This is a genomic window from Labrenzia sp. VG12 (genome assembly GCF_002237595.1).
GTDB lineage: Bacteria > Pseudomonadota > Alphaproteobacteria > Rhizobiales > Stappiaceae > Roseibium.
In genome coordinates this window covers 4,540,108-4,561,797 of the sequence record NZ_CP022529.1, presented here as the reverse complement: position 1 = coordinate 4,561,797, position 21,690 = coordinate 4,540,108, and the positions used below count along the sequence as shown (strand labels likewise).

The window sequence follows — 21,690 nt, the reverse complement described above, 5'->3', positions numbered from 1 at the left end:
GCAAGATTGAAAATTGTGCTACCAATTGCGATGCAATTGGCAGATTGCAGTGGATGCCGAATGATGATTCGTCAGTTTTCAGCGGAGATTGGCCTTGAATGAGAGCCTGAAACCACTCTGGCTTGAGGGAATGTTTCTCCGGCCACAGCATTTGCAACAGCACGACCGCTGGGTCGAAACCACGCTGGAACAGCGCGTCCAGGATCTGGAGCCCTATTCCTGGGGCCTGCGCAGCGTCGAGATCGACACAGACGCGCTCGCGGTCGGTCAGTTCCAGGTGACGGCCATCGAGGCGGTCCTGCCGGACGGCACGGTGTTTTCGACCGCCCGGAACGGCCTTGTCGCCAAGGCCCGGCAGATCACGGTCGACGACCAGGGCAAGAAAGTCTTTCTTGCCCTGCCCCTGCGTTCCGCCGGCCAGATCGAACTCGGCGACAGCGAGACCGACCTGCGCCGCTATTCCAGGCGCGCCACCAACGTGCGCAACACAAACGAAGCAGACAAGCCGGAAGCCAGCATCGGCGTCGGTGCCCTGACCGGCCGTCTGCTCCTGGAAGGTGAAAACCTGGATGAAACCGCCCATCTGCCAATTGCGGAAATCGACACCGTGTCGACCCAGGGCGAGATCAAGCTGTCGGACACGTTCATTCCGCCGCTGCTGACGGCCGGCGCCAATGCGCATCTGATTTCGCAGGTCGACCAGGTGCGCAGCCTCTTGCGCAAACGCGGCGAGATGCTGGCCTCCAACACGTCCGGGCAGGGCGAAAGCACCCGGTCGGGAATTGTCGACCTGATGGCGCTCAGCGTCACCAATCACTATGAAGTGCTGTTTGGCCACATCGCGGCTTCCGGGCGCCACGCGCCTGAACAGGTCTACCGGGATTTCATCGGCCTCATCGGCGCCTTTGCCGCCTTCGGCGCCGACAACCGCCGGCCGCCGGAATTGCCGGCCTATGACCATCTTGACCTGCGGCTGACTTTCCAGAAACTGGTCACCATTCTGGAAGGCCTCCTGAGCTTCGTTGTGGAACAGAACGCCATCAGCATTCCGCTGTCGAAGCGCGACTACGGCGTCTGGCTCGGCGAGACCACCAACAAGATGGTCTATTCCGAAGGCCGCAGCTTCGTCCTGATCGCCCATGCCAATGTCAGCCTGGAAGTGCTGCGCACGCAAATGCCGATCCAGATCAAGGTCGGCCCGGTCGAGAAAATCCGCGAACTCGTCAACCTGCAGCTGCCGGGTGTCGCTATCAAGCCGCTGTCGGTCGCACCCCGGCAAATCCCCTATGTTCAAAATGCCGTTTATTTTGAACTCGATGTTGAGAATGAACTCTGGCCGCAAATGCAGAGTTCGGCCGCCTTTGCGCTGCACCTAAGCGGGGATTATCCGGGTCTCGGCCTTGAATTGTGGGCCGTTCACAAAGGACAATAATCCGAATCATGACGGATGATGACCTTGACCAGCCGACCGTCGCTCAAAGATTGAGCCCCAGAGCCCGGACCTCCATGGCCGAGGCACAGGGTACGGCTGGCCTCGAGGAAGACGAACCAACGGTCGCCTTTGTCTCGCCGGCGAGCGGACCGGCCACCCCGGCAGCCGCCCCGAAACCGCAAAACGGTGCCAATCTTCAGTCGGCCTCCGGCATTGTCCGGAAGCTGGAAGTCGATCCTGAACGGGTCATTGTCCGGGCAGCAACACCGCTGCTTCTGATCATCTCTCAGCTGCGCAATTCCATCGAACAGGCCGACGTGCATGCCCTGCGACAGGAAGTTGTCGATGAAATCGACCGTTTCGAGCAACTGGCGCAGCGCAACGGCGTCCAGGCCGGCGACATCATTGCCGCGCGTTACATCCTCTGTTCAACCATCGACGAGACCGTGCTGATGACGCCCTGGGGCAGCCGCAGCGAATGGAGCTCGAACTCGCTTTTGAACCAGTTTCACAACGAGACCTGGGGCGGCGAGAAAGTCTTCAGCATCCTCGACCGCATTCGTGGCGACGCCATCAACAAGCTGCCGCTGCTGATCCTGGTGCATACCTGCCTGATGCTGGGCTTCGAAGGGCGCTACCGGGTGCTGGAGGGTGGCCGCAACCAGCTTGAGGACCTGCGCAACGAGCTGTCGCGCCTGATCCGCCGAAGCAGCCGCCTGCAGGCGGACGAACCCTTGTCCAGGAATGCCAAGGGTGCGGAGAAGGGCAAGAATGTCCGGACACTGCCGCCGTTCTGGCTGTGGATGCTGGTATTGTTCCTGCTGGCCTTTGTTGTCCGCGCCGGGCTCGACTTCTGGCTGAGCGGCGAACTTGAACCGGCGTTGATCGCCATTGAATCTCTCAACAGGTCCTAGGAGGCGGGATGTTTCGTACCTACTTCGCGTCTCTTCTGCGGTTCGCTCCCCTCTTCATTCTGTTTCTCCTGATCGTCTTCGCGATCTGTGTCGTGCTGTTCGGTTCTCTGCTGACCGTCAACGGGGTCAGCCCGCTGGACAGCCTGATGGTGCAGTTGCTTGTCGGTCTCACCCCGATCGCGCTGTTTTTTATCTTCACGTTCCTGCGACATCTGCTGACCCGGCGCGCCAATGCCAAGCTGATCAACTCCATGCTTGCCAATGACGAGCTGGTCTCCATGGGCGGCGACATGTCCGCGGATGAAGTCGAGCTGATCCGGGAACGGTTCGAGGACGCGCTGAAAACCCTGCGCGACAACCCGGTCGAGGGCGCCGGATCCAAGAATTACCTGTTCGAATTGCCCTGGTACATCATCATCGGGCCGCCGGGCACCGGCAAAACCACCATCCTGCGCAATTCCGGCCTCGACTTTCCGCTGGCCGAGGGCGGACATGAAGCCATTCAGGGCGTCGGCGGCACTCGCAATTGCGACTGGTGGATTTCCAATGAAGCCGTGATGATCGACACGGCCGGCCGCTACACCACACAGGATGTCAATCAGGGCATCGATTCCGCCGCCTGGAGCGGGTTCCTCGAACTGCTTCTGAAACACCGTCAGCGTCGGCCGATCAACGGTGTTCTTCTGGCGGTCAGCATCGAGGAAGTCGCGCTTGCCAGCGAGGCGGAACGCAAGCAGCAGGCGGAGATCCTGCGCCAGCGGCTGCGCGAGTTGCACCGCGCCTTCGGCCTGCGCCTGCCGGTCTATCTGATGTTCACCAAATGTGACCTGATTGCCGGCTTCGACGAGTATTTCGACATGCTACGCGAAGCCGAAAGGCAGCAGGTCTGGGGCGTGACCTTCCCGTATGATTCCCAGCAGGTCACCGTCGGTCCGACTTTCGAGACAGGGTTTGTCGATCTGGTCTCCCGGCTCGAGCGCCACCTGCCGGAGAAACTCGCCGAAGAACGCAACAACGGTCGCCGCTGCCGCATTTTCGGCTTTCCGCATGAATTCGGCAGTCTCGGCAATGTGCTGCGCGACTTCCTGACCGACGTGTTCCGCCCGACGCGCTATGAAGCCCAGCCGCTGTTGCGCGGGGTCTATTTCACCTCCGGCACGCAGGAAGGCACGCCGTTCGACCGACTGCTCGGCGCCATGGGACGCAGCTTCTCGCTTGCTGCCAGCCAGCAACCGGCGCTCAGTGGCCAGTCGAAGGCCTATTTCATCAAGAAGCTGCTGACGGATATCGTTTTTCCGGAACAGAATCTCGTCGGCAAGAACCGCCGTCTCGAACGCCGGCTGGCAGCCGTCTATGGCGGGGCTCTTGCTGCGCTGGTCGCCTTTGTGTTGTCGATGGCGCTCTATTGGGTGGCCGGTTACGACCACGCGGTCGACATGGCGGAGCAGACGACCACCAATGCGGACCAGGTGCGTTTGCTCAAGACTGAAGCCGACCGCAACCGGTCGCTGGTCAGCCTGCTGCCGACACTCGATGCCGCGGAGAAGATGCGCGACGACATCACCCAGGAAAGCAACTGGCTGTCCTCGCCGTTCCTGTTCGGGCTCGATGCACAATCCGTTCTCTACCCGCCGGCGAACCGGACCTACGACAATCTGCTGACCGAATATCTTCTGCCGTCGATCAGAGCCCAGCTGACGGCACAACTTCAACTGGTTCAATCTGCATCCGGCAGTGACAGCAGCCTCGTCAGAGAGCAGCTGGGACCGATGTTAATGCTGGCCACGGGAGACAATTACGACGCCAGCAAGGTGCGCAGCACGCTGACGGAAATGTCCAACATGGCCTTCATCACGGATCCGAGCGAAAGCCGGCAGATGCAGGGCCACATGAACAACCTGATGAAGCTGTTGCCCATCAAGGGCACGCTGTCGCCAACGGAACAGTCGATTGTACAAGGGGCCAGGAACAGTGTTCAAAAGGCACCGCAATCGACTGACATCTATACGCGCATGGTCCGCGACGCGGCGCAGCGTTACAGGTTGCCGCCGATCAACCTGGTGCGCACGCTCGGCTCGACGACGCTTTATGTCGACACGGCCACGTCGGGCGGCCGGTCGATCATTCCGGGCCTTTACACCAAGAACGGCTTCTACAATTTCTTCCTGGCCCGCCTGCCGGAATATGTTCGAGATTCCATGGGCAGCGACTGGGTGATGGGCAGCTCGGTCAACCGGACCACCTACAACCAGATCGCCAACAAGGTCGTCAAGCAATACACCGACGACTACATCAAGATCTGGAAGGAAGGCACCGCCCATATCAAGGTGGTTGAAATCGGCTCGCTTGGCCGGGCGCAAACAGTGCTGGAACAGCTGTCGGCACCCGATTCGCCGCTGACCAACATTCTCAACATCGTCAGCGAGAACACACAGCTGCCACTGCCCGGCGACGAACAGAGCCAGGCTGCCGCAGGCGCTGCCAATGCCGCAGCCGGAGCGGCGGCCAATGCTGCCGGTGCCTCTGGCGCTCAAGCCGCCGGACCGGTCGGCGGACTGGTCGCTTCCGCCCAGCAAGCTTCTGCGAAGGCTGCCGTCCAGGCCGCCTTCGGCGACAGCCCGTGGCCGGGTGTCGCCATCGGGGACGCCTTCAAGCCGCTCAACAGTCTTGTCGATCCCAACAGCCAGAATTCGATCGACCGGGTACTGCAGCTGTTCGGCGATCTTTACGGCAATGTTGCCGGGATCAATTCCGCGCCCGACCCCAACAAGGCGGCCTTCGACTATGTGAAAAAACGGGCACAGGATCCGCAGAGCGACAGTTTCTCGGCCCTGCAGGCGGAAGCGGCCACCAAGCCGGAACCGGTGCGCTCGCTGGTTCTGTCGACAGTCACGAACACACGCGACCTGCTGAACAAGTCCGCCTATGTCTATATCAACCGGACCTGGCAGAACGAAGTGGTGCCGGCCTGCACCAGCATCATGGCGCAGCGCTATCCGTTCTTCCAGGAATCCGAAGACGACATCTCCCTGCAGGACTTTACCGACCTGCTCGGCCCGGCCGGTGTCGTCGACGCCTTCTTCACGGAATATATTTCGACCTTCGTCAACAAGCGCGGCCGTCAACTGGTTGAAATCGACAACCAGGGCACCAATCTCGGCCTGTCGCAGGAAGGTCTTGCCCAACTGGCAACGGCGCAGACGATCCGCGATGCCTTCTTCCCCAAGGGCGCGTCGAGCCCGACGGCCAAGTTCACCATCCGGCCGAGCCTGCTTGACCCCGGCGCGCTCAAATCCACGCTGAAGATCGACGCCGACACCACCATCTACCGGCACGGTCCGGTGCGCGGAAAGGACTTCACCTGGCCCAGCCAGGCCGATGGCAGCAGCGCGGAACTTTCCATCACGCTGTTGGACAATTCCACCAGCACCGAAAAAACAAGCGGCACCTGGGCCATTTTCCGGCTTCTGACCAAATCCGGCCTGTCGGCGGTGCGCGGACGGGACCAGTTCGACTTCGGCATTTCCAAGGACAAGGTGAAGGCCCGGTACGCCCTGAACGCCGGCAGCATCACAAACCCGTTCAACCTAGGTCTTTACACGGCCTTCCGCTGTCCGCCGTCGCTCTAGGAAACAAAATGGAGCCTTGCGGATATTTCGGAAAAAGACCGCACGAGCGCGACTTTGTCTATGACGGTCTCGCCGCCGGCATGACGGATGCCTGGGCGGGACTGATGTCCGACTGGTTGCACAATGTGCGGACCGTCTTGCCGCAGTCGTGGCAACAGCTTTATTTCGAGGCTCCTGCCTGGCGATTTGCCATCTCCCCCGGCCTGCTCGGGCCGACCGGATGGTGCGGTCTTCTGTCTGCCTCGGCCGATGCCGTCGGCCGCTGCTTTCCGCTCGCGGTCCTGATCCCGCTGGAAGGTGCCGTCGATCACCTTGTGTTTCGGGCAGCGGTCGAAATCACGCTGGACACGATCGAAATCCAGACCATGGCCTTCATCGAAGGTCATCTGTCCCGCGAAGACTTCGTGAGCGCCATCACTGCGCAGAGCCACACGCTGACCCGCCTGGCAAAGGGTGCAAGCTCCCGGCCGGCGATGGAACTTGGCCCAGGGGACAAGGCCCTCAGGATCAGTTTTGCCCGCACCGACGGTGAAGCGATCATTCCCGATGACCCGCTCAGCTGCCCTGCGGCGCAAACCCCGGCACCGGAGATACCCTTGTCCTATTGGTGGCAGGATGGCGGTTCGACGCGTCCGCCCGAATTGTGCCTCTGGAGAGGCTTGCCAAAGGGGCTGGAAACTGGTGGATTCTTTTCCGGAGAATGGGACCGTTTCGGCTGGCAGGGCAGCCAGATCGACCCGAACCTGATATTGAGGCCCTGAGCGCGCCCGCTTGTGCGCGCATGACCCCAACGCCCTTCCAGGGAGACATGCTTGGACACGTTCACCGCTGCCACCGCCATACCGCTGTTGCGCTGCGAGGCTGTCACCCGGCAGGGGCCGAACCATCCTGTGAACCAGGACAGCTTTTTTGCCGATCCTGCCTGTGGCCTGTTCACGGTCGCAGATGGCATGGGCGGACACAGGGACGGAGACCAGGCCAGCAAGGCAACGGTTCAGGCGGTTGCTCAACTCGTCAACCAGCCCGCGGCCAGCCATGACAGCCAGCTTGTCGCGCTGGAAGCCGCCGTTGCCGGCGTGAACCGCGAGCTGTTTGCCGGATATCTGGCCGCTCCGGAAAACGACATCTCCGGCACGACCAGCCTAAGCCTTGTCATTAGCGGTCCTTACGCCAGCTGCGTCTGGGCCGGTGACTCCCGGCTTTACCTGCTGCGCCAGCATCATCTGTTCCTGATTTCCGAAGATCACGCGGACGAAGCCGGCCGGCTGACAGCAGCGGTCGGCATCGACGAGACCGTCGGTTTCGGGCGCAGAACGCTGGAACTGATCCCGGGCGATGTCTTCATCCTGTGCACCGACGGCCTCATGAAAGGCATGGACGAAACCGCGCTCGCCAACATGGCGGCCGAAGGCACATTCGGCCTGGCGGACCGGTTGATTGCCCGGGCCGTTGCCGGTGGCTCTTCCGACGACATCACCGTGATCACGGTCTGGGCTGAGGCACATGGACAAGGCGGCTGATATCCAGAGCGAGCAGCCGGCTGACGGCGGGCGAGAGACAAACGGCTCTGTCGAACTCAAGGCGGGGACGGTGCTCAAGGACCGATTTCTGCTCTTGAAGGAAATCGGCAAGGGTGGCCTGTCGACCGTTTACAAGGCTCGTGACCTCGTGGCCGCCAAGGCGGGCCTCGCCGACCCGAACGTCGCCATCAAGACCATTCGCGCCGCGCCGAATGTCGACGCGGACGTGATTGCCTTGATGCACCGCGAAGCAAGACGCCTGCGCGACCTGGTCCATCCCAACATCGTTCGTGTCTATGACATGGACCGTCAGGGTGACGTCCATTTCATGGTGATGGAGCTTCTGGAAGGGCAGACCCTGGCACAGCTGCTGCGCAAGGCTCCGGACCGCCGCCTGCCCGCAGCCCAGCTCTACCGCCTGATCACGGACCTTGCCGCGGCGCTCGGCCATGCCCATGCCAGCGGTATCATTCATGCCGATCTGAAACCCGGCAACGTGTTTGTCCAGAACAACGGCATTGCCAAGCTGATCGACTTCAACATCGCCTTCCCGATTGCACGGCCGATCAAGACCCGGGAAGAGGACACAGTCGTCATTCTTGCACGGTTTGGCGCGGTGACACCGGCTTACGCTTCGCCGCAACGCCTCACAGGTGCCGAACCCTGCGAAGGCGACGATGTCTTTTCACTCGCCATGATCGCCTACCTTGCCTCCTGCGGTGCACGTCCATTCGGCAAGATGAATGCCCTGGAAGCGCAAAGCGATGGCCAGAAGCCCAGCCGTCCGGAGGGGCTGTCCTTCCTGCGCTGGCAAGCGCTCAAGGCCGGTCTCACTCTGGATGACGTCGGGCGGACGGCATCGGTCCGGCGTTTTGCAGAAACGTTCTGCACGCCTGACCCGCTGTCCTTCGCCCGGCATCTGATCAGCGACTATCTGAACGCGCCGGAAGAGGCCCGCCCGCAGGTTTCAAATGCAGAGCCACCGCAGGAGACACCCGAACCGGCTCAAGCAGAGGTTTCACAGAACGAGGCGGGCGAAGACCTTCTGAAGGACGCCGCGCCGCCCGGGCAAAAACCGGAAACCCGGACTTCAGGCGATCAGCCGTCGGAGGCCGGTAAATAGAACGAATGCTGCTGTCCGGTTGCCCAGCCGGAGCGGATCACGGCCGTCACGCCAATCAGGTCCTGATCCTCCGCCGTTACGCGCCGAACTTCGAAGGCAACCTGGCCGGACAGCGCTGCGCTCAGCTCGTTCAGGTTTCGTGTCACGGCGGCCTCCCTGTCTTCCGCGCTCTGACCGCCCGTAACAGCGCCCCCCAGCGCTTCCTGGAAAAGGGAGAACAGGCGCGACACGAGCAGTGCCTGATCAAGAGAGCCGCGGCCCTCCTTGCCGGGCTTTACGGTCACACCGCGGCGGAACACCAGGTCGGTGCGGTTGGCAACACCTTCCAGGACATTGATGCCACATTGGGCGAGCGACGGGGCAAGACCATGCCCGGTGATGAACCGCGCAGCCGTCGCCACCACGCGCCCTTTTGACTGGCCTTCGGCGACTTCTAGAGCATCAAAATCAACCGGCGTGCCGACCGGAAGTTTCGGGAAGGCTTCGCTCTGGAGCTGCGTCAGGACCATGGCCAGGGCAACCCATGCACCGGCGGCATAAAGACCGGGATAGCCGTCGCCAGGTGCGCTGAGCCGGGCCTCGTTCCAGAACAGCGCCAGATGAGACGCCTGTTCGCTCTCCCGCAGGCCTTCAAAGCCTTCATAGCCGGGCGTGTCCAGGAACTGGTGCGCGGCATCCAGGCCGCCGAGCTCTTCACCTGGCATTCCGGAAAAATCCGGCGTCAGGTTGAGCAGGCCGACCGTGTCGCTGTCGGCGCAGGCGTTGGTCAGAACCTTGACCTTCGCGGCCTCCCTGCCGGCGATGCCAGTGGGATCGGCAAGGAGCACGATGTCATACAGCTCGGCCTGAAGGGCACCGGATGGGCCGTCCAGAAGATCGCCGAGGGTCTCGGCGTCCAGATCCTGATCGACCTGCAACAGGTGCAGTTCCAGCGGCAGATCGGTCTCAAGCTCGCTCAGAAGCAGTTTCAGACTGTGCCAGTTCTGCAGGACGGTGCTCAGTTTTGCGTCGGCAAAGAACAGGGCTGACTGGGCAAGCTGAAGGCCCACGGCCGGCGAGGTTTCGGTGGTGGCCGAAGAAGCTCGCTGAACACCGCCTTCTTCACGCAACGTATCCTGGATAAACGCATCGACCGCGGCCTTGGCCAGGCTGCTGCTGTCCTTCGGCTCATCCTTGCCGCCGGACATGTCGATCATGGAAAACAGGGAGTCCAGACCATCGGTTCCGGCTCCGGTCGGCTTTTGCTCTGCCGGGCCGTCGTCATAGCTCGGCAGAGGCGATGAGGGATCCTTTTCGGCAGGTGCATTGCCGCCAATTCGCAGGGCCTCCGCGGCCTTGTCGTAAAGCTGTCCGCTTGCAGCAAGACGGTCCGGATCGCCAGCCGCCGCTTCCAGGTCCCGGGTGAAGCGGAAGCCGCTCAGGATTTTCGCGGGGCGCAGATCCTTCAGGCTGGCAAACCGGATCTGTTCTTCCAGCTGCGCCGGAAGGGAGCCGAGCAGATTGTCCACGGTGACGGAGAAAGCCGGTGCGTTGGGTTCCAGGATCTCCGCAATGTCCAGACCGGTAATGTTGAGCGCAGAGCGGGACGCCTTCAGACCGAAATCTCCGGCAATCAGCACACGGAAGGGAGGAGCGGGCGCAATCGGCACCGCCTGGGGACCGCTGTTGCCAAGGCCAATGGAGAAACTTGCAATTCCACCCTTGTTGTCGTCCTGCCCGCTCATGACGCTTACCCCCTGTTGAGTACGGTTAGGTCTGCTTCGATCGACAGGAACGCCAGCGTGGCCCTGTCGATCACCACCTTGCCGTCCACTTCGTATCCGGTCTTTCGGTCAGCCGCGTGTCCGGAAACACCGAACACGAGCGCGCTGCGCGAATTGATGGTGGTCAGCCCGACCGGCGTCACCGTCAGGTCGATAGTCAGCGGTTCGCCATTGCACATGGTCTCCTGGGAACGCCCGAGACGCGTCGCCGTGTTGTTGCCCTCCGCATAGACCTGCGGCGACCGTGTCCTGAGATAGTCATAGACGCAGCTGCGCAGCGCATCGGGTTCCCGCTGTGCCGGTTTCCAGGTTGCCATTCCTGCCCTCTTCATTCCATGTACCGCGGCTCAGCCGACGGTTTTTGCCCCGTTGGGCAGCCGGGCCCGCCAGGCCCCGCCTGCCCTTGATGCTCTCTTGCGTTACGCTGATCCGTCGCTGATCTGGAACACGATCCCCGATGCGGTTTTCGTGCGATGGGCGACATTCTGGTTGCTCGATGTCACCGGATTCATCTGTTCCCCGTTGGACACCGCGCCCAGGACCACCGGGCGATCCGGATCGCCCTGCAGGAAGCCAATCAGCACTTCAGTGCCCTTCAGCAACGTGGAATGGGAGCCGTATCCGTCCCCGCCACCATAAGGCTCCATCTTGCGGACCTCGTGACTGGCCTTGCCGTTGAGCAGACCGCTTTCCTCATCGACGATCCTGACCTTGTACCGGCCGTAATCGTCGAGTTCGGCACGGCTGCCGTCCGACTCGCCGTCGATAAAGGCAACCATGTAGCCGGAGATGACCGGCTTTGGTGTCATCACCGGAGGACGATATCCCTTGTCGAAGGGCACGCAGACAAATCTGTTGGTGTAGGGCACCGGCTCCTTGTCGGAAGAACTGAAGCCGATCGGTGTCGACACGGTGCAGGCATGTTCCACGGCGATGATCGTGTAAAGCCCGTCGAGATCGGAGATCGGGTGATCCTTTAGTCGGAAAAACAGCCCGGGCCGGAGATTGGGAACGTTGCTCTCACCAACGAACTGGAGCCGCTGGCCTTCGACCTGATCGACCCGGCGCTTGGCGATGAATTGTCCGTCCGAGACCGTCGGATAGTTTTCGCCATAGAGCGTGGTGACACCCTGGCCAGTGAAAGAGGCGTTTTCGGAAACGGACAAGTCCACCTTGGGCGTGATCTCGTTGTATTCTCGCAGCGCGATGGTACCGCTCTGGGTCTCATACTGCGCGTTGAAGGACCAGACGCCGAAACTGTCGGAGCCAAGGATCTGGTTCTTGCTGCGATAGGGCAACTCGTCGGTGATCTGACTGCCACTGAGCTTGGTGAAATGCTCCTTCCGATCGCCGAAAATGATCTTTTCGCGGTCGCCTGAATGATCGAAGGCAAAGTAGATGCCGAACCGCTCGCACATGCGGCAGATGAAATTCAGGTCGGTTTCGCAGTACTGATAGACAAAATCCAGTTTCGGATAGTCCGAGGCGGAGACCAGAAGGTTGGAATCGATCTGACGCGCAACCCGGTCTGACGCCGTGTTGGAGCCCGACTTGTTGGCATCGGACAATTCGCCCTGGATGATGTCGACCACCGTCACGTCCTTGTCGGTGCCGTAGACCTGGTTCTGTGCGCTGTACCGAAGCATCGCCAGTTCCGGCTCCAGGACCAGCGAGTAGCTGAATTCCCGGTTCGGCGTCGGATCGCCGGTCCGCGCGCTGCCGACGACACCCGCGATCTCCAGTTTCTCACCGGCACGCTCCAGGGTGAGCTTGGCGGATTTGCCGAGCAGGTTTTCAAGGTCGATCGTCTTTTTGGAAAGGAGGGAAATGTCAAAGCGGTAGGTCTGACCGAGAGCCTCCTGACCGGTCATGCTCTCAACATATATCTCCTCACCCGGGTCTCCGGGCAGCTTGATCGTCATGTGGCCTTGCGATGTATCAGCACTCATTGAGAATTCCTCCTGGGCTGGCCTGACCGGACTGCTCAAGGCAGTTTAGCGAAGTTGCCGGAAAAATGTGACGCTTCGGCAAATTTAGCTGCGGGTCGTTCAAGTATCGTGAAATTGGGTGGCCCGACCGACCGGGTCAATTCTCCAGTTTCTTCACAGCAGCCCGTTAACGACCCGGATTTTGCGGAATTCTCCTTCGATTCGGACCAGTTTTGCGCGCACTTGCCAGCCAGGCGGATGTATTTGTGATGCAGATCACAAAATCGCTCGGCAGTCTTTTGCGCACTCACAGCTGAAGTGTGAAGTTTTCTGCACAATGTCACATTTCGTAGACTTTGGTCTTAACCAACCAAAATTCTGATTTCCTTGATATTTCAATGAAAACCGTTAATTGGCACGCGGTTTGCCATTGGAAGGGCAACCCGTCGCGGTCCGCGCCGGTGGGTCGGAAACCAGATTTTTTTATAGTGAGGTTCTCATGTCCAACATCGCTTACATCACCATCAAGGGCGCAACCCAGGGCGACATCACGTCCGACGCGACCACCGCCGACAGCATCGGCAATCTGTGGCAGGAAGGCCATGAGGGCGAATCTCTCGTCTATCACTTCGAGCAGAACGCCGTCGTGCCGCGCGACCCGCAGTCCGGCTCCATCATTGCCACCCGCCGCCACATGCCGACCACTTTCATGAAGCCGGTCGACAAGGCCACCCCGCTCCTGTGGCAGGCTCTGGCCACCGGTGAAGCTCTGGAAATCGAAGTCCAGTTCTGGCGCACGTCGACGACCGGCGTCCAGGAACACTACTTCACCATCGAGTTCACCGATGCCGTGCTGGTCGAAGGCAAGACGATCCTGCCGGATGTCAATGACGAAGCCAACGCCTCCCGCGGCGACACCGACAAGTGGTCCTTCACTTTCCGCAAGGCTGTCTGGACCCATGAAGTCGCGGGCACCAATGCATCCGACGACTATCGCAAGCCGGTCACCTGATCGCGATAACCTGTTGAAATCAGAACCGTTCCGGGCAACCGGGGCGGTTCGTTTCATTTTTATCAAGGTTTTTCAGGCAAACGAGAGACCTGAAGACCAAGCAGTCCAGCCATGTATTTGGCCACGCCAGATCATGCCGGACAAGCATAAGTCAAGCAGTGGGGTGGCCTCTTGATTGATCTCGATCTCCGTCGTCTGATCGGACGGTTGAACACGTATTCCCGGCGGTCTCTTGAAGGCGCCGCCGGTCTGGCAGTCACCCGGGGACATTTCGAGGTCACAATCGAGCATCTGCTGCATGTTTTCGCCGAAGACAGCCAGCATGACCTGCAAAGCGCCTGCCGCCATTTCGAGATCGACCCTGCCTCGCTCAAAAAAGCAATCGATTCGACGCTGGAAAGCCTGAAACGCGGCAACCAGGGGCGGCCGGCCTTCTCGCCGCTCCTGATCGAGTGGATTTCCGATGCCTGGCTGGTCAGTTCCGTCGAGCTGGATCTCGATCAGGTCCGGTCCGGCAGCCTGCTGGCAACGGTCTTTGCCAAGCCCAACCGTTTCGGCGACGAGCGCTGGCTCAGCCAGCTCGACGCCATGTCCTTCTCAGAGCTCAAGAAGAACTTCAAGGACATCGTCAGCCAGTCGGAAGAAACCACTGCGGGCGTCGCGTCGAGACCTGCTGCTGCAGGCGAAACGCCGGCCGAAGGCCGTTCGGTGGCACCCGGCATGGACCCGGACAGTGCGCTCGCCCGGTTCTGTACCAACTTCACCCAACTCGCCCGCGACGGCAAGATCGACCAGGTGTTCTGCCGGGACCGAGAAATCCAGCAGATGATCGACGTATTGGGCCGCCGCCGGAAGAACAACCCGATCTGTGTCGGCGAACCGGGTGTCGGCAAGACGGCCGTGGTCGAGGGCCTGGCGCGCAAGATCGCAGAAAACGACGTGCCGGACCTTCTGAAGAATGTCGAGCTGATCGGTCTCGATCTCGGCATGTTGCAGGCCGGCGCCGGCGTCAAGGGCGAGTTTGAAAACCGGCTCAAGGGCATCATCGACGAGGTCAAGGGATCGGCCAAGCCGATCATCCTGTTCATCGACGAAGCCCATATGCTGATCGGAGCCGGTGGCTCTGCCGGCGGCGCAGATGCTGCCAACCTCCTGAAGCCGGCGCTCGCCCGCGGCGAGCTGCGCACAATCGCAGCCACCACCTGGAGCGAATACAAGAAATACATCGAAAAGGATCCGGCCCTGGAGCGGCGCTTCCAGCTGATCAAGCTGGACGAACCGAGCCCGGACCAGGCGATCACCATCATGCGCGGCCTGCGCGGCGCCTATGAAAAGAACCACGGTGTTTACATTCGCGACAACGCCGTTGTCGCGGCCGCCAAGCTCTCGGCCCGCTACATCTCCGGCCGCCAGCTGCCGGACAAGGCGGTCGACGTGCTCGACACGGCCTGTGCCCGTGTGAAACTTTCCCTTTCCTCCAAGCCGTTTGTCATCGAGCTGAAAGAAAAACGCCTCGGCGAGCTGCAGCGGGCGCTTGAGTCGCTCAAGCGGGACCACAAGGCCGACTTTGCGTCCAGCGAACTGGAAGTTTCGGAAATCGAGGCGGAAGTCGCCTCCGAGGAAGCGGCCATTGCAGAGCTGACCGACCGCTGGAACCGTGAAAAGGAGCTGGTGGACCAGCTTCTGAAGATCCGGCACGACCTCGGTCTTAGCCTGGAGGACGACCGGGCGCCGGAAACGGACGAGGCTGCCCCTGACGCGACTGAGGGCGATGCCGCAGCAGCAGAAGATGCCTCCGAGGGTAGCGCAGCCGATGCCGATATCGCAGAGATCTCACCGGAGGACTACGCCAAGATCGCGGCCGATCTCAAAGCCGTCCAGGCGGGCGATCCGCTGATTTCCTTCGAGGTTACCGAAGAGGCCATCGGCCAGGTGATTTCCGACTGGACCGGCGTGCCGCTCGGCCGGATGGTGCAGGACGACGCGGAAAGCATTCTTGCCCTGGGCAACAACCTGAAAGGCCGGGTGATCGGCCAGGATCATGCCATTGATGCAGTCGACCAGGCACTCCGGACCGCCAAGGCCGGTGTCCAGAACCCGGATGCACCGATGGGTGTTTTCCTGTTTGTCGGCCCGAGCGGCGTCGGCAAGACCGAGCTGGCAACCGCAATCGCGGACCAGCTCTTCGGCGGCGAGCGCTTCCTGATCTCGATAAACATGTCGGAATTCCAGGAAAAGCACACGGTTTCCAAGCTGGTGGGATCGCCTCCGGGGTATGTCGGTTATGGCGAAGGCGGCGTTCTGACGGAAGCCGTGCGCCAGCGGCCCTATTCGGTGGTGCTTCTGGATGAGGTCGAGAAAGCCGATCTGGAAGTGATGAACCTGTTCTACCAGGTCTTCGACAAGGGCGTCCTGTCGGATGGTGAAGGCCGCCAGATCGATTTCAAGAACACCATCGTTGTTCTGACAAGCAACCTGGCGACGGATGTCATCACGGAGATGGGCAGCCTGCCGGAAAAACCCGGCACAGACGAAATGATTGCCGGCTGCCGGCCGATCCTGAGCGCGCATTTCAAGCCCGCCCTTTTGGCCCGCATGCAGATCGTGCCATTCTATCCGCTGATCGGTGACCCGCTTGAGAAGATCGTGCGCCTGAAACTGAACAAGATCGGCAAACGGCTGGTGGAGAACCAGAAACTGGAACTCGGTTACTCCGACGACGTGGTCACTTCGATCGCAGCACGCTGCACCGAAGTGGAAACCGGCGCGCGCAACATCGATCACATCATCAACCGGACGGTTCTGCCGGAACTGTCCACCGAACTGCTCACCCAGATGGGTGCGGAAGACACCGACTTCACACGGGTCGATATTGGGATGGGAGAAGGCGGTACATTCAGTTACGCTCTCTCCTGATCAGCGCAGGGCACAATCGCGGTTTGTCCGGCATACCAGCCGGCCGGCCTCCAAGTGACGTCCAACAAAGACGGGTGCGGACGCTATGATTTTGGGCGATTTGATAGAACTGGCAAAAGCCATGACGGCGGGTGCCAAGGTTGAGGCGGTGATGGACCAGGTCATTGAGGCTGCCCTCAATCTGACCGGCGCCGAGGAAGCGTCCATCTTCATGCTGGACACGTTCGGCCAGACGCTTCACCGCGCCTGTTCCCGTCACCGGGGCTACATCAAGGCGATGCCGGCCGGCAAACAGGTCGTGCTTTACGGCGCCGACATGTTACCCAACCTGAAAGAGCCCGCGGCGTTTGTGGTCTCGACCGGTACCACGCTCAATTTCGGCGATATCGACAAGGTGATCGGCTACGATTTCGAGCGGGTTCGGGAAGAAGACAAGTATGGCGGGCTGACCACACGGGCGCTGGTTATCCTGCCGCTGACGATCCAGTCCAATCGCACCATCGGCATCCTGCAGATCATCAATCCGGGCGCGTCGCAAAAAGCCATTGCCGCGCTTTCCGAGGAAACGGTTGTCGAATTGCAAACCCTCGCCGGACTGGTCGCTCAGTATATGTGGAACGCCCGTCTCTATGAGGACAATGTCCGCCTGAAGCGCCAGTTCGACCGGCATCTTGCGGAACTGCCAAAACAGATCCGCAAAAGCCAGCCGAAAAAGGAAGCCATTGCGCAGCGGCCGAAGGGGCTGATCGGCGAAAGTCCGCCGATCGAACACGCCATCAAGCTGGTCGGCAAGGCAGCCTGGTCGAATGTTCCGATTCTCGTGCGCGGCGAGACCGGAACCGGCAAGGAAATGATGGCGGCGTTCATTCACATGTCGAGCGATCGCGCCAACAAGCCCTTTGTGGTTCAGAACTGTGCGGCCCTGCCGGAAGCGCTTCTGGAGAGCGAACTTTTCGGCCATGTGAAAGGTGCCTTCACCGGTGCCAACACCACCAAGCTCGGCCTCGCGCATGAGGCCAATGGCGGCACACTGTTCCTGGACGAGATCGGCGACATGCCGTTGGCCTTGCAGGCCAAGGTTCTGCGCCTGCTGCAGGAAGGCGAGGTCCGGCGTGTCGGCTCGACCAAGACCGAGAAGGTCGACGTACGCATTGTAGGGGCGACCAACATCAACTTGGAAGAAAAGATCTCTGCCGGCGAGTTTCGCCAGGATCTGTTCTACCGGCTGAACGTTTTTCCGATCAACCTGCCCCCTCTGCGCGAACGTCCGTCCGACATTCCGCTTCTGATCGACTTTTTCCTGCGTGCGGCCGCTGAGAAGTCGGGGCAACAGGTGCCGGTGCTGGCATCCGACGCGCTCGACGCGCTGATGTGCTGGGGCTATCCGGGCAATGTCCGGGAACTCAAGAACATCCTGGATCGGGCGCGCCTGATGGCGGAAGACGGCTATCCGATCGAACTCGACCACCTGCCGCCGGAAATTGCCGGCGCGCAGCACGACCCGAGCAACCGGATGCCCTCGCTGATCCCGGAAGGCGACCTGAAGACCATTGTTGGTCTATATGAGGCGATGGTGATCGAAGCAAAAATGCGCGAAGCCAACTGGAACAAAACAAATGCAGCGCGCATACTGAATGTTAGTCGCCGGACCATTATAGATAAACTCAACCGGTACAATATCACACGGCCCGACGGCATGGACCGCCCCTGATCCGATCGAGGGCTGACAAGGCCGCCGGCTGAGGAACAAGGGCCCCGCAGACTTGCCGACCGAAATGTCCGCTGCCGCGCATGCACTGATCACCGACTTCGTGTCGGGACGGCTGTCCTATGACAAGTTGTCCAAGGATCTGCGCGCAGAGGCCCAGACGTCCGGCAATTCAGCGCTGGCTGCGCGCCAGACCATCCACGACTTCGTCGAGGCCGGCCGGCTGCCTCCGGATCTCGGCCAGATCCTGCTGGCTCAACTGCCTGACGCCAGGGACCTGCCGCAGGCTGACGACGCGGGCGAGGTGGATCCCGATCCGACAGAGCCCGGTCGCCTGAGTGCCGAAGCCGGGGAAGATACCGAAGAGTTCGAAGAACCGACGCTGCCGCATGCCCTCCAGCCTGCCTGGGCAGGTTCCGACGGCCAGGCACCGGACGCAGCGGTTGCTGTTGAAACGCCGCCGGATGCCATCTCCGCCCAATCTCCCAACCTGCCGCCGCTGCCTTTTCTCGAGCAGCCGGTGGCCGGACCCGTCGACGACACCCAGGGCAAGGTTGATGACGCAATCCTGACCTCGCTTGTCTCCGGCTATACCGATTATCGCAGCCGGCGGACGGACAATTCGGACACCCCCGGCCACGATGCCGAGAGCGGCAAGCTGGACAAGTTCCTGACCGATTTCAAAAGTGCACGGTTCCGGTCCGATGCCCGCAAGGTCTCCGGCGGCGGGCAGCGGGACGGGCTTGATCTCAACAAGCTGTCCTCGCCGCATACCAAGCGCGCAGGTGTCGGCTCCATCCTTCGGGACCGCTTCATTCTCGATGCGGAAATCGGGCGTGGCGGCATGGGTTATGTCTATTCCGCCGTCGACCGCCGTCGCCTGGAAGCCGGGCACGATCAGCCCTATGTGGCCGTGAAGCTGCTGAACGAGAGTTTCCAGAACGACTCCGAAGCCCTTCGGCTTCTGGAGGCGGAAGCGCGCAAGTCGCAGGCACTCGCCCATCCCAACATCACCACTGTCTATGATTTCGACCGGGACAAGGCCGATGTCTTCATCGTCATGGAGCTCTTGAAGGGGGTCGGCCTCGACCGGCGCCTCGGCCAGACAATGGGCCAGCCGCTTTCGCCCGGGGAATGTGCCCGCGTCCTGAAAGGCACCTGCGCCGGGCTCAGCTATGCGCACAGCCGGGGCGTGGTGCATTCGGATCTGAAACCGGGCAACATCTACCTTCTGTCGGACGGTACGATCAAGCTCCTGGATTTTGGTCTTGCGGCTGCCGCCAGCGCCAGTTCCGATCATCCGATCCAGGACAGTCTGACGGCCGCCTATGCCAGCCCGGAACAGTTTCAGCGCGCCGAACGCGACCCGCGCGACGACATCTTCGCCTTGGGCTGCATTGCCTATCAGGTGCTGACCGGCCGGCATCCGTTTCAGTCCCAGCCGATCGACCAGGCCGCACGCGACGGCCTCAAGCCCGAGCCCATCGAAGGACTGGAGCAGCAAGGCTGGGAGACGGTCAGGAAGGCGCTCGACTTCGAGCGTTCAAACCGTCTTGAGAGCGTCGACGCATTCCTGTCGGGCCTGTTCGAAGACGCGGGTTAGGGCGCGTTGCCTCAAGCGCCTTTTGAAGCAAATTCCGAACAAACGCACTTTTTCAATGCGTCATCCTCAGGAGGGCCGCCAGGTCCGCCTCAAAGGCTAGGCCTTGCACAGGCGCAAGTGGCGTATCCTTCGAGACAGCGCTGACGCGCTTCCTCAGGATGACGTCGAATGGGTGGCTGATTGAGAAGACATGGTGCGCACTGCGGCGCCGCCAAACTCACTCGATCGAATCGACAATCGATTCAATCGCCAGGGTGAAACTGTGCTCAGGCTGCAGCGTGCGGATCAGGCCGGTGCTGCCGATCTGGATGAGGTCCGTCGACAAGGGCAGGACAGCTGCCACAGGCGTCCGGTAGTTGGAGAAGATCCGCTGGGCCAGCTCGGTGAAGTCGAAGGTTTCCAGCGCCTTGTTGACCACCAGGAACAATTGCGGCACTTCCAGCTTGCGCGCCAGCTCCAAGGTCACCGCCGTGCCCTGGTAGTCCTGGATATCCGGTCTCAGGATCAGAAGCAGCGTGTCTGAAATGGCAATCGACAGCAGCGTCTCCTCGTTGACGCCCGGATGGGTGTCAATCAGAAGATAATCCAGTTCCAGTTCCTGGCACAGATCGATAAAGCCGCGGTTCAGGTCCTCGACATCGTATTTTTCCTTCAGGATCCGGGCAATTTCACCGGTCTTGATGGAAGACGGCACCAGGAAGACCTTGCCGTTTTCCGGCACCATCGACTGTCCCGATGCATCGACCACATTCGCGGTCACGTCGAGTGCCGTGTCGCCAACCTTGCAATGGCCCCAGAGATAATTGTTCAGGGTCTGGCTGACAGTGTTGAGGTCAACCTTGAACAGCGTGTGGATGCCGGGCGACTGGATATCGGTGTCGACAATGCCGACCCGGTGGCCGCGCAGCGCCAGCGCCGAAGCCAGATTCGCGGTGACATTGGATTTGCCGGTGCCGCCGCGATAGGAGTGGGTGGAGATGATTTTTGTCACGGAATATCTCGGCTCGTCAGGTCAGCGGGTCAGGACTTGTAGCGGGATCTGAGATCCTTGGCACGCGATTGCAGGGATCGGAAATAGTCCGTATCGCTGACCTCTTCAATCTCCTGGCGAGCCTGTTCCTCGTCATACGTGACTTCGAACTTGTCCAGCCGGGTTTTCAGCTCCGCGTTTTCCTTGCGCAGTTTGGCTTCGGCGGCCTCGAGCTGGCGCTTGGTTTCAGTCAGTTCGGCAATCAGCTGACTGGAGTGAAACTCCCTGGCTTCCACCTGCACCACCATCCCGGAGAAGGTCTCCGCCAGGGCCCGGATATCCTCTTCCACGGATGTATCCGTGATCACCTGGAAAAGATCTTCGACATCATCGAAACGGCCGTTGGCAATCGCTTCGCAGGTCCGCGCCAGACTGGCCAGGGCGGGCTTCATCGTGTCGGGTGAACTCATTTCCGGCCTCCCCATGCCATTAAACACGCCACTTTCCGGTCCCCAAGCAATTTGTGTCTGTAAGCCAAGGGAAATGCATCAGCTGTCAACTAAGATCCTTCAATTCGAGACGGTGGTTTGCAGTGGATTGGTCTGCGTCAGATATCTGCTGGAGATCCAGCCCATGCGGCCCGTGTCGACATCTCGGGCATGCACCCAGCCCCCTTCCACCTCGGTCTGCCGAACGGTTCTGCCGCGGTCGAACCGGTCGATCACGCTTTGCTGCAGATCTGGGCCCGTCCTGAACGCGACACGGTTGCCGCTGACATAGAGCAGCGGCCCCTGCGCTTGCTGAGGCGGTGGCAGAATGACCCGGGAGGGCGCGGGTGGCGGATTGGCGGCGCGCGCAAGATCGTCCAGATAGGACCGGTCGCGGAACTGGAGAAAAACCAGCGCAATCAGAAACACAGCGGTGATCACCACATAGGGAACGAATTTTTTCATCGTATGCGTTCCGGTTCGAAAGTCACTTCGTCTCCTGCCTGCGAATCACTGCCACCCTTATTCAACGGCAACCGGCGACAACACTGGCTGTTTGCCTTTCCGGGCACCCGTCTGACGTGCCGCGATTTCCTAACGGTACCACATGTTTGTTGATGGTCCGATAAGACAGCGGCGTGCGGTTTAGGGAATTTATCTGGCAGCGGTCGCCCGGGACGTTGC

At 60.9% G+C, this 21,690-nt stretch carries 16 protein-coding genes; 10 read left to right on the top strand and 6 right to left on the bottom strand.

Annotated features, from left to right (window positions below):
* The first annotated feature begins 94 nt into the window (after positions 1 to 94).
* Genes tssK through CHH27_RS21145 form a run of 6 tightly spaced genes read left to right on the top strand, consistent with a single transcriptional unit; the run spans position 95 to position 8,618 of the window.
* Complete coding sequence (tssK, locus tag CHH27_RS21170; RefSeq protein ID WP_157739022.1) at positions 95 to 1,432, top strand: type VI secretion system baseplate subunit TssK; 1,338 nt, start codon at positions 95 to 97, stop codon at positions 1,430 to 1,432.
* 8 nt (positions 1,433 to 1,440) lie between these two features.
* Positions 1,441 to 2,346: a type IVB secretion system protein IcmH/DotU gene (icmH, locus tag CHH27_RS21165; protein WP_094073350.1), complete on the top strand. Its 906-nt coding sequence runs from the start codon at positions 1,441 to 1,443 to the stop codon at positions 2,344 to 2,346.
* An 8-nt stretch (positions 2,347 to 2,354) separates the two neighbouring features.
* Positions 2,355 to 5,975, top strand: a complete 3,621-nt coding sequence (tssM, locus tag CHH27_RS21160; RefSeq protein WP_094073349.1) for a type VI secretion system membrane subunit TssM — start codon at positions 2,355 to 2,357, stop codon at positions 5,973 to 5,975.
* An 8-nt stretch (positions 5,976 to 5,983) separates the two neighbouring features.
* Positions 5,984 to 6,736 carry a type VI secretion system-associated protein TagF gene (gene tagF / locus CHH27_RS21155; RefSeq protein ID WP_094073348.1) on the top strand — a complete coding sequence of 251 codons (753 nt, stop codon included), beginning with the start codon at positions 5,984 to 5,986 and terminating at the stop codon, positions 6,734 to 6,736.
* A 51-nt stretch (positions 6,737 to 6,787) separates the two neighbouring features.
* Positions 6,788 to 7,495, top strand: a complete 708-nt coding sequence (locus CHH27_RS21150; protein ID WP_094073347.1) for a PP2C family serine/threonine-protein phosphatase — start codon at positions 6,788 to 6,790, stop codon at positions 7,493 to 7,495.
* Positions 7,479 to 8,618 carry a serine/threonine-protein kinase gene (locus tag CHH27_RS21145; RefSeq protein WP_094073346.1) on the top strand — a complete coding sequence of 380 codons (1,140 nt, stop codon included), beginning with the start codon at positions 7,479 to 7,481 and terminating at the stop codon, positions 8,616 to 8,618. The genes CHH27_RS21150 and CHH27_RS21145 overlap by 17 nt, the downstream gene beginning before the upstream one ends.
* Here CHH27_RS21145 and CHH27_RS21140 read toward each other — a convergent pair.
* The 3 genes from CHH27_RS21140 to CHH27_RS21130 all read right to left on the bottom strand — a co-directional run bounded on the left by CHH27_RS21140 (position 8,594) and on the right by CHH27_RS21130 (position 12,330).
* On the bottom strand, positions 8,594 to 10,342 hold the full coding sequence (locus CHH27_RS21140; protein WP_094073345.1) for a type VI secretion system contractile sheath small subunit: 1,749 nt from the start codon (positions 10,340 to 10,342) through the stop codon (positions 8,594 to 8,596). The genes CHH27_RS21145 and CHH27_RS21140 overlap by 25 nt on opposite strands.
* Positions 10,343 to 10,347: 5 nt before the next feature.
* Complete coding sequence (locus CHH27_RS21135) at positions 10,348 to 10,698, bottom strand: hypothetical protein (protein ID WP_094073344.1); 351 nt, start codon at positions 10,696 to 10,698, stop codon at positions 10,348 to 10,350.
* Positions 10,699 to 10,800: 102 nt separating this feature from the next.
* Positions 10,801 to 12,330: a type VI secretion system Vgr family protein gene (locus CHH27_RS21130; protein WP_094073343.1), complete on the bottom strand. Its 1,530-nt coding sequence runs from the start codon at positions 12,328 to 12,330 to the stop codon at positions 10,801 to 10,803.
* A 478-nt stretch (positions 12,331 to 12,808) separates the two neighbouring features.
* Here CHH27_RS21130 and CHH27_RS21125 point away from each other — a divergent pair, with 478 nt between their 5' ends.
* From CHH27_RS21125 to CHH27_RS21110, 4 genes are all read left to right on the top strand, one after another.
* Positions 12,809 to 13,321, top strand: coding sequence for an Hcp family type VI secretion system effector (locus CHH27_RS21125; RefSeq protein ID WP_094074914.1), 513 nt, complete (start codon positions 12,809 to 12,811; stop codon positions 13,319 to 13,321).
* A gap of 171 nt (positions 13,322 to 13,492) precedes the next feature.
* Positions 13,493 to 16,237, top strand: coding sequence for a type VI secretion system ATPase TssH (gene tssH / locus CHH27_RS21120; protein WP_094073342.1), 2,745 nt, complete (start codon positions 13,493 to 13,495; stop codon positions 16,235 to 16,237).
* 85 nt (positions 16,238 to 16,322) lie between these two features.
* Positions 16,323 to 17,948, top strand: a complete 1,626-nt coding sequence (locus tag CHH27_RS21115) for a sigma 54-interacting transcriptional regulator (RefSeq protein WP_094073341.1) — start codon at positions 16,323 to 16,325, stop codon at positions 17,946 to 17,948.
* A gap of 64 nt (positions 17,949 to 18,012) precedes the next feature.
* Positions 18,013 to 19,548, top strand: coding sequence for a serine/threonine-protein kinase (locus CHH27_RS21110; protein ID WP_094073340.1), 1,536 nt, complete (start codon positions 18,013 to 18,015; stop codon positions 19,546 to 19,548).
* A 217-nt stretch (positions 19,549 to 19,765) separates the two neighbouring features.
* Here the strand turns inward: CHH27_RS21110 and CHH27_RS21105 are convergent, their stop codons facing one another.
* From CHH27_RS21105 to CHH27_RS21095, 3 genes are all read right to left on the bottom strand, one after another.
* On the bottom strand, positions 19,766 to 20,539 hold the full coding sequence (locus tag CHH27_RS21105) for a MinD/ParA family protein (RefSeq protein WP_094073339.1): 774 nt from the start codon (positions 20,537 to 20,539) through the stop codon (positions 19,766 to 19,768).
* Positions 20,540 to 20,568: 29 nt separating this feature from the next.
* Positions 20,569 to 20,988: a hypothetical protein gene (locus tag CHH27_RS21100; RefSeq protein ID WP_094073338.1), complete on the bottom strand. Its 420-nt coding sequence runs from the start codon at positions 20,986 to 20,988 to the stop codon at positions 20,569 to 20,571.
* Positions 20,989 to 21,087: 99 nt separating this feature from the next.
* Complete coding sequence (locus CHH27_RS21095) at positions 21,088 to 21,471, bottom strand: SH3 domain-containing protein (RefSeq protein ID WP_094073337.1); 384 nt, start codon at positions 21,469 to 21,471, stop codon at positions 21,088 to 21,090.
* Between the last annotated feature and the right edge of the window lie 219 nt (positions 21,472 to 21,690).

Excerpts from the sequence above, each read along its gene's own strand:
- icmH (WP_094073350.1), top strand. The coding sequence starts at position 1,441 with ATGACGGATGATGACCTTGACCAGCCGACCGTCGCTCAAAGATTGAGC.
- tssM (WP_094073349.1), top strand. The coding sequence starts at position 2,355 with ATGTTTCGTACCTACTTCGCGTCTCTTCTGCGGTTCGCTCCCCTCTTC.
- tagF (WP_094073348.1), top strand. The coding sequence starts at position 5,984 with ATGGAGCCTTGCGGATATTTCGGAAAAAGACCGCACGAGCGCGACTTT.
- CHH27_RS21145 (WP_094073346.1), top strand. The coding sequence starts at position 7,479 with ATGGACAAGGCGGCTGATATCCAGAGCGAGCAGCCGGCTGACGGCGGG.
- CHH27_RS21140 (WP_094073345.1), bottom strand. The coding sequence starts at position 10,342 with ATGAGCGGGCAGGACGACAACAAGGGTGGAATTGCAAGTTTCTCCATT.
- CHH27_RS21135 (WP_094073344.1), bottom strand. The coding sequence starts at position 10,698 with ATGGCAACCTGGAAACCGGCACAGCGGGAACCCGATGCGCTGCGCAGC.
- CHH27_RS21130 (WP_094073343.1), bottom strand. The coding sequence starts at position 12,330 with ATGAGTGCTGATACATCGCAAGGCCACATGACGATCAAGCTGCCCGGA.
- CHH27_RS21125 (WP_094074914.1), top strand. The coding sequence starts at position 12,809 with ATGTCCAACATCGCTTACATCACCATCAAGGGCGCAACCCAGGGCGAC.
- CHH27_RS21115 (WP_094073341.1), top strand. The coding sequence starts at position 16,323 with ATGATTTTGGGCGATTTGATAGAACTGGCAAAAGCCATGACGGCGGGT.
- CHH27_RS21110 (WP_094073340.1), top strand. The coding sequence starts at position 18,013 with ATGTCCGCTGCCGCGCATGCACTGATCACCGACTTCGTGTCGGGACGG.
- CHH27_RS21100 (WP_094073338.1), bottom strand. The coding sequence starts at position 20,988 with ATGAGTTCACCCGACACGATGAAGCCCGCCCTGGCCAGTCTGGCGCGG.
- CHH27_RS21095 (WP_094073337.1), bottom strand. The coding sequence starts at position 21,471 with ATGAAAAAATTCGTTCCCTATGTGGTGATCACCGCTGTGTTTCTGATT.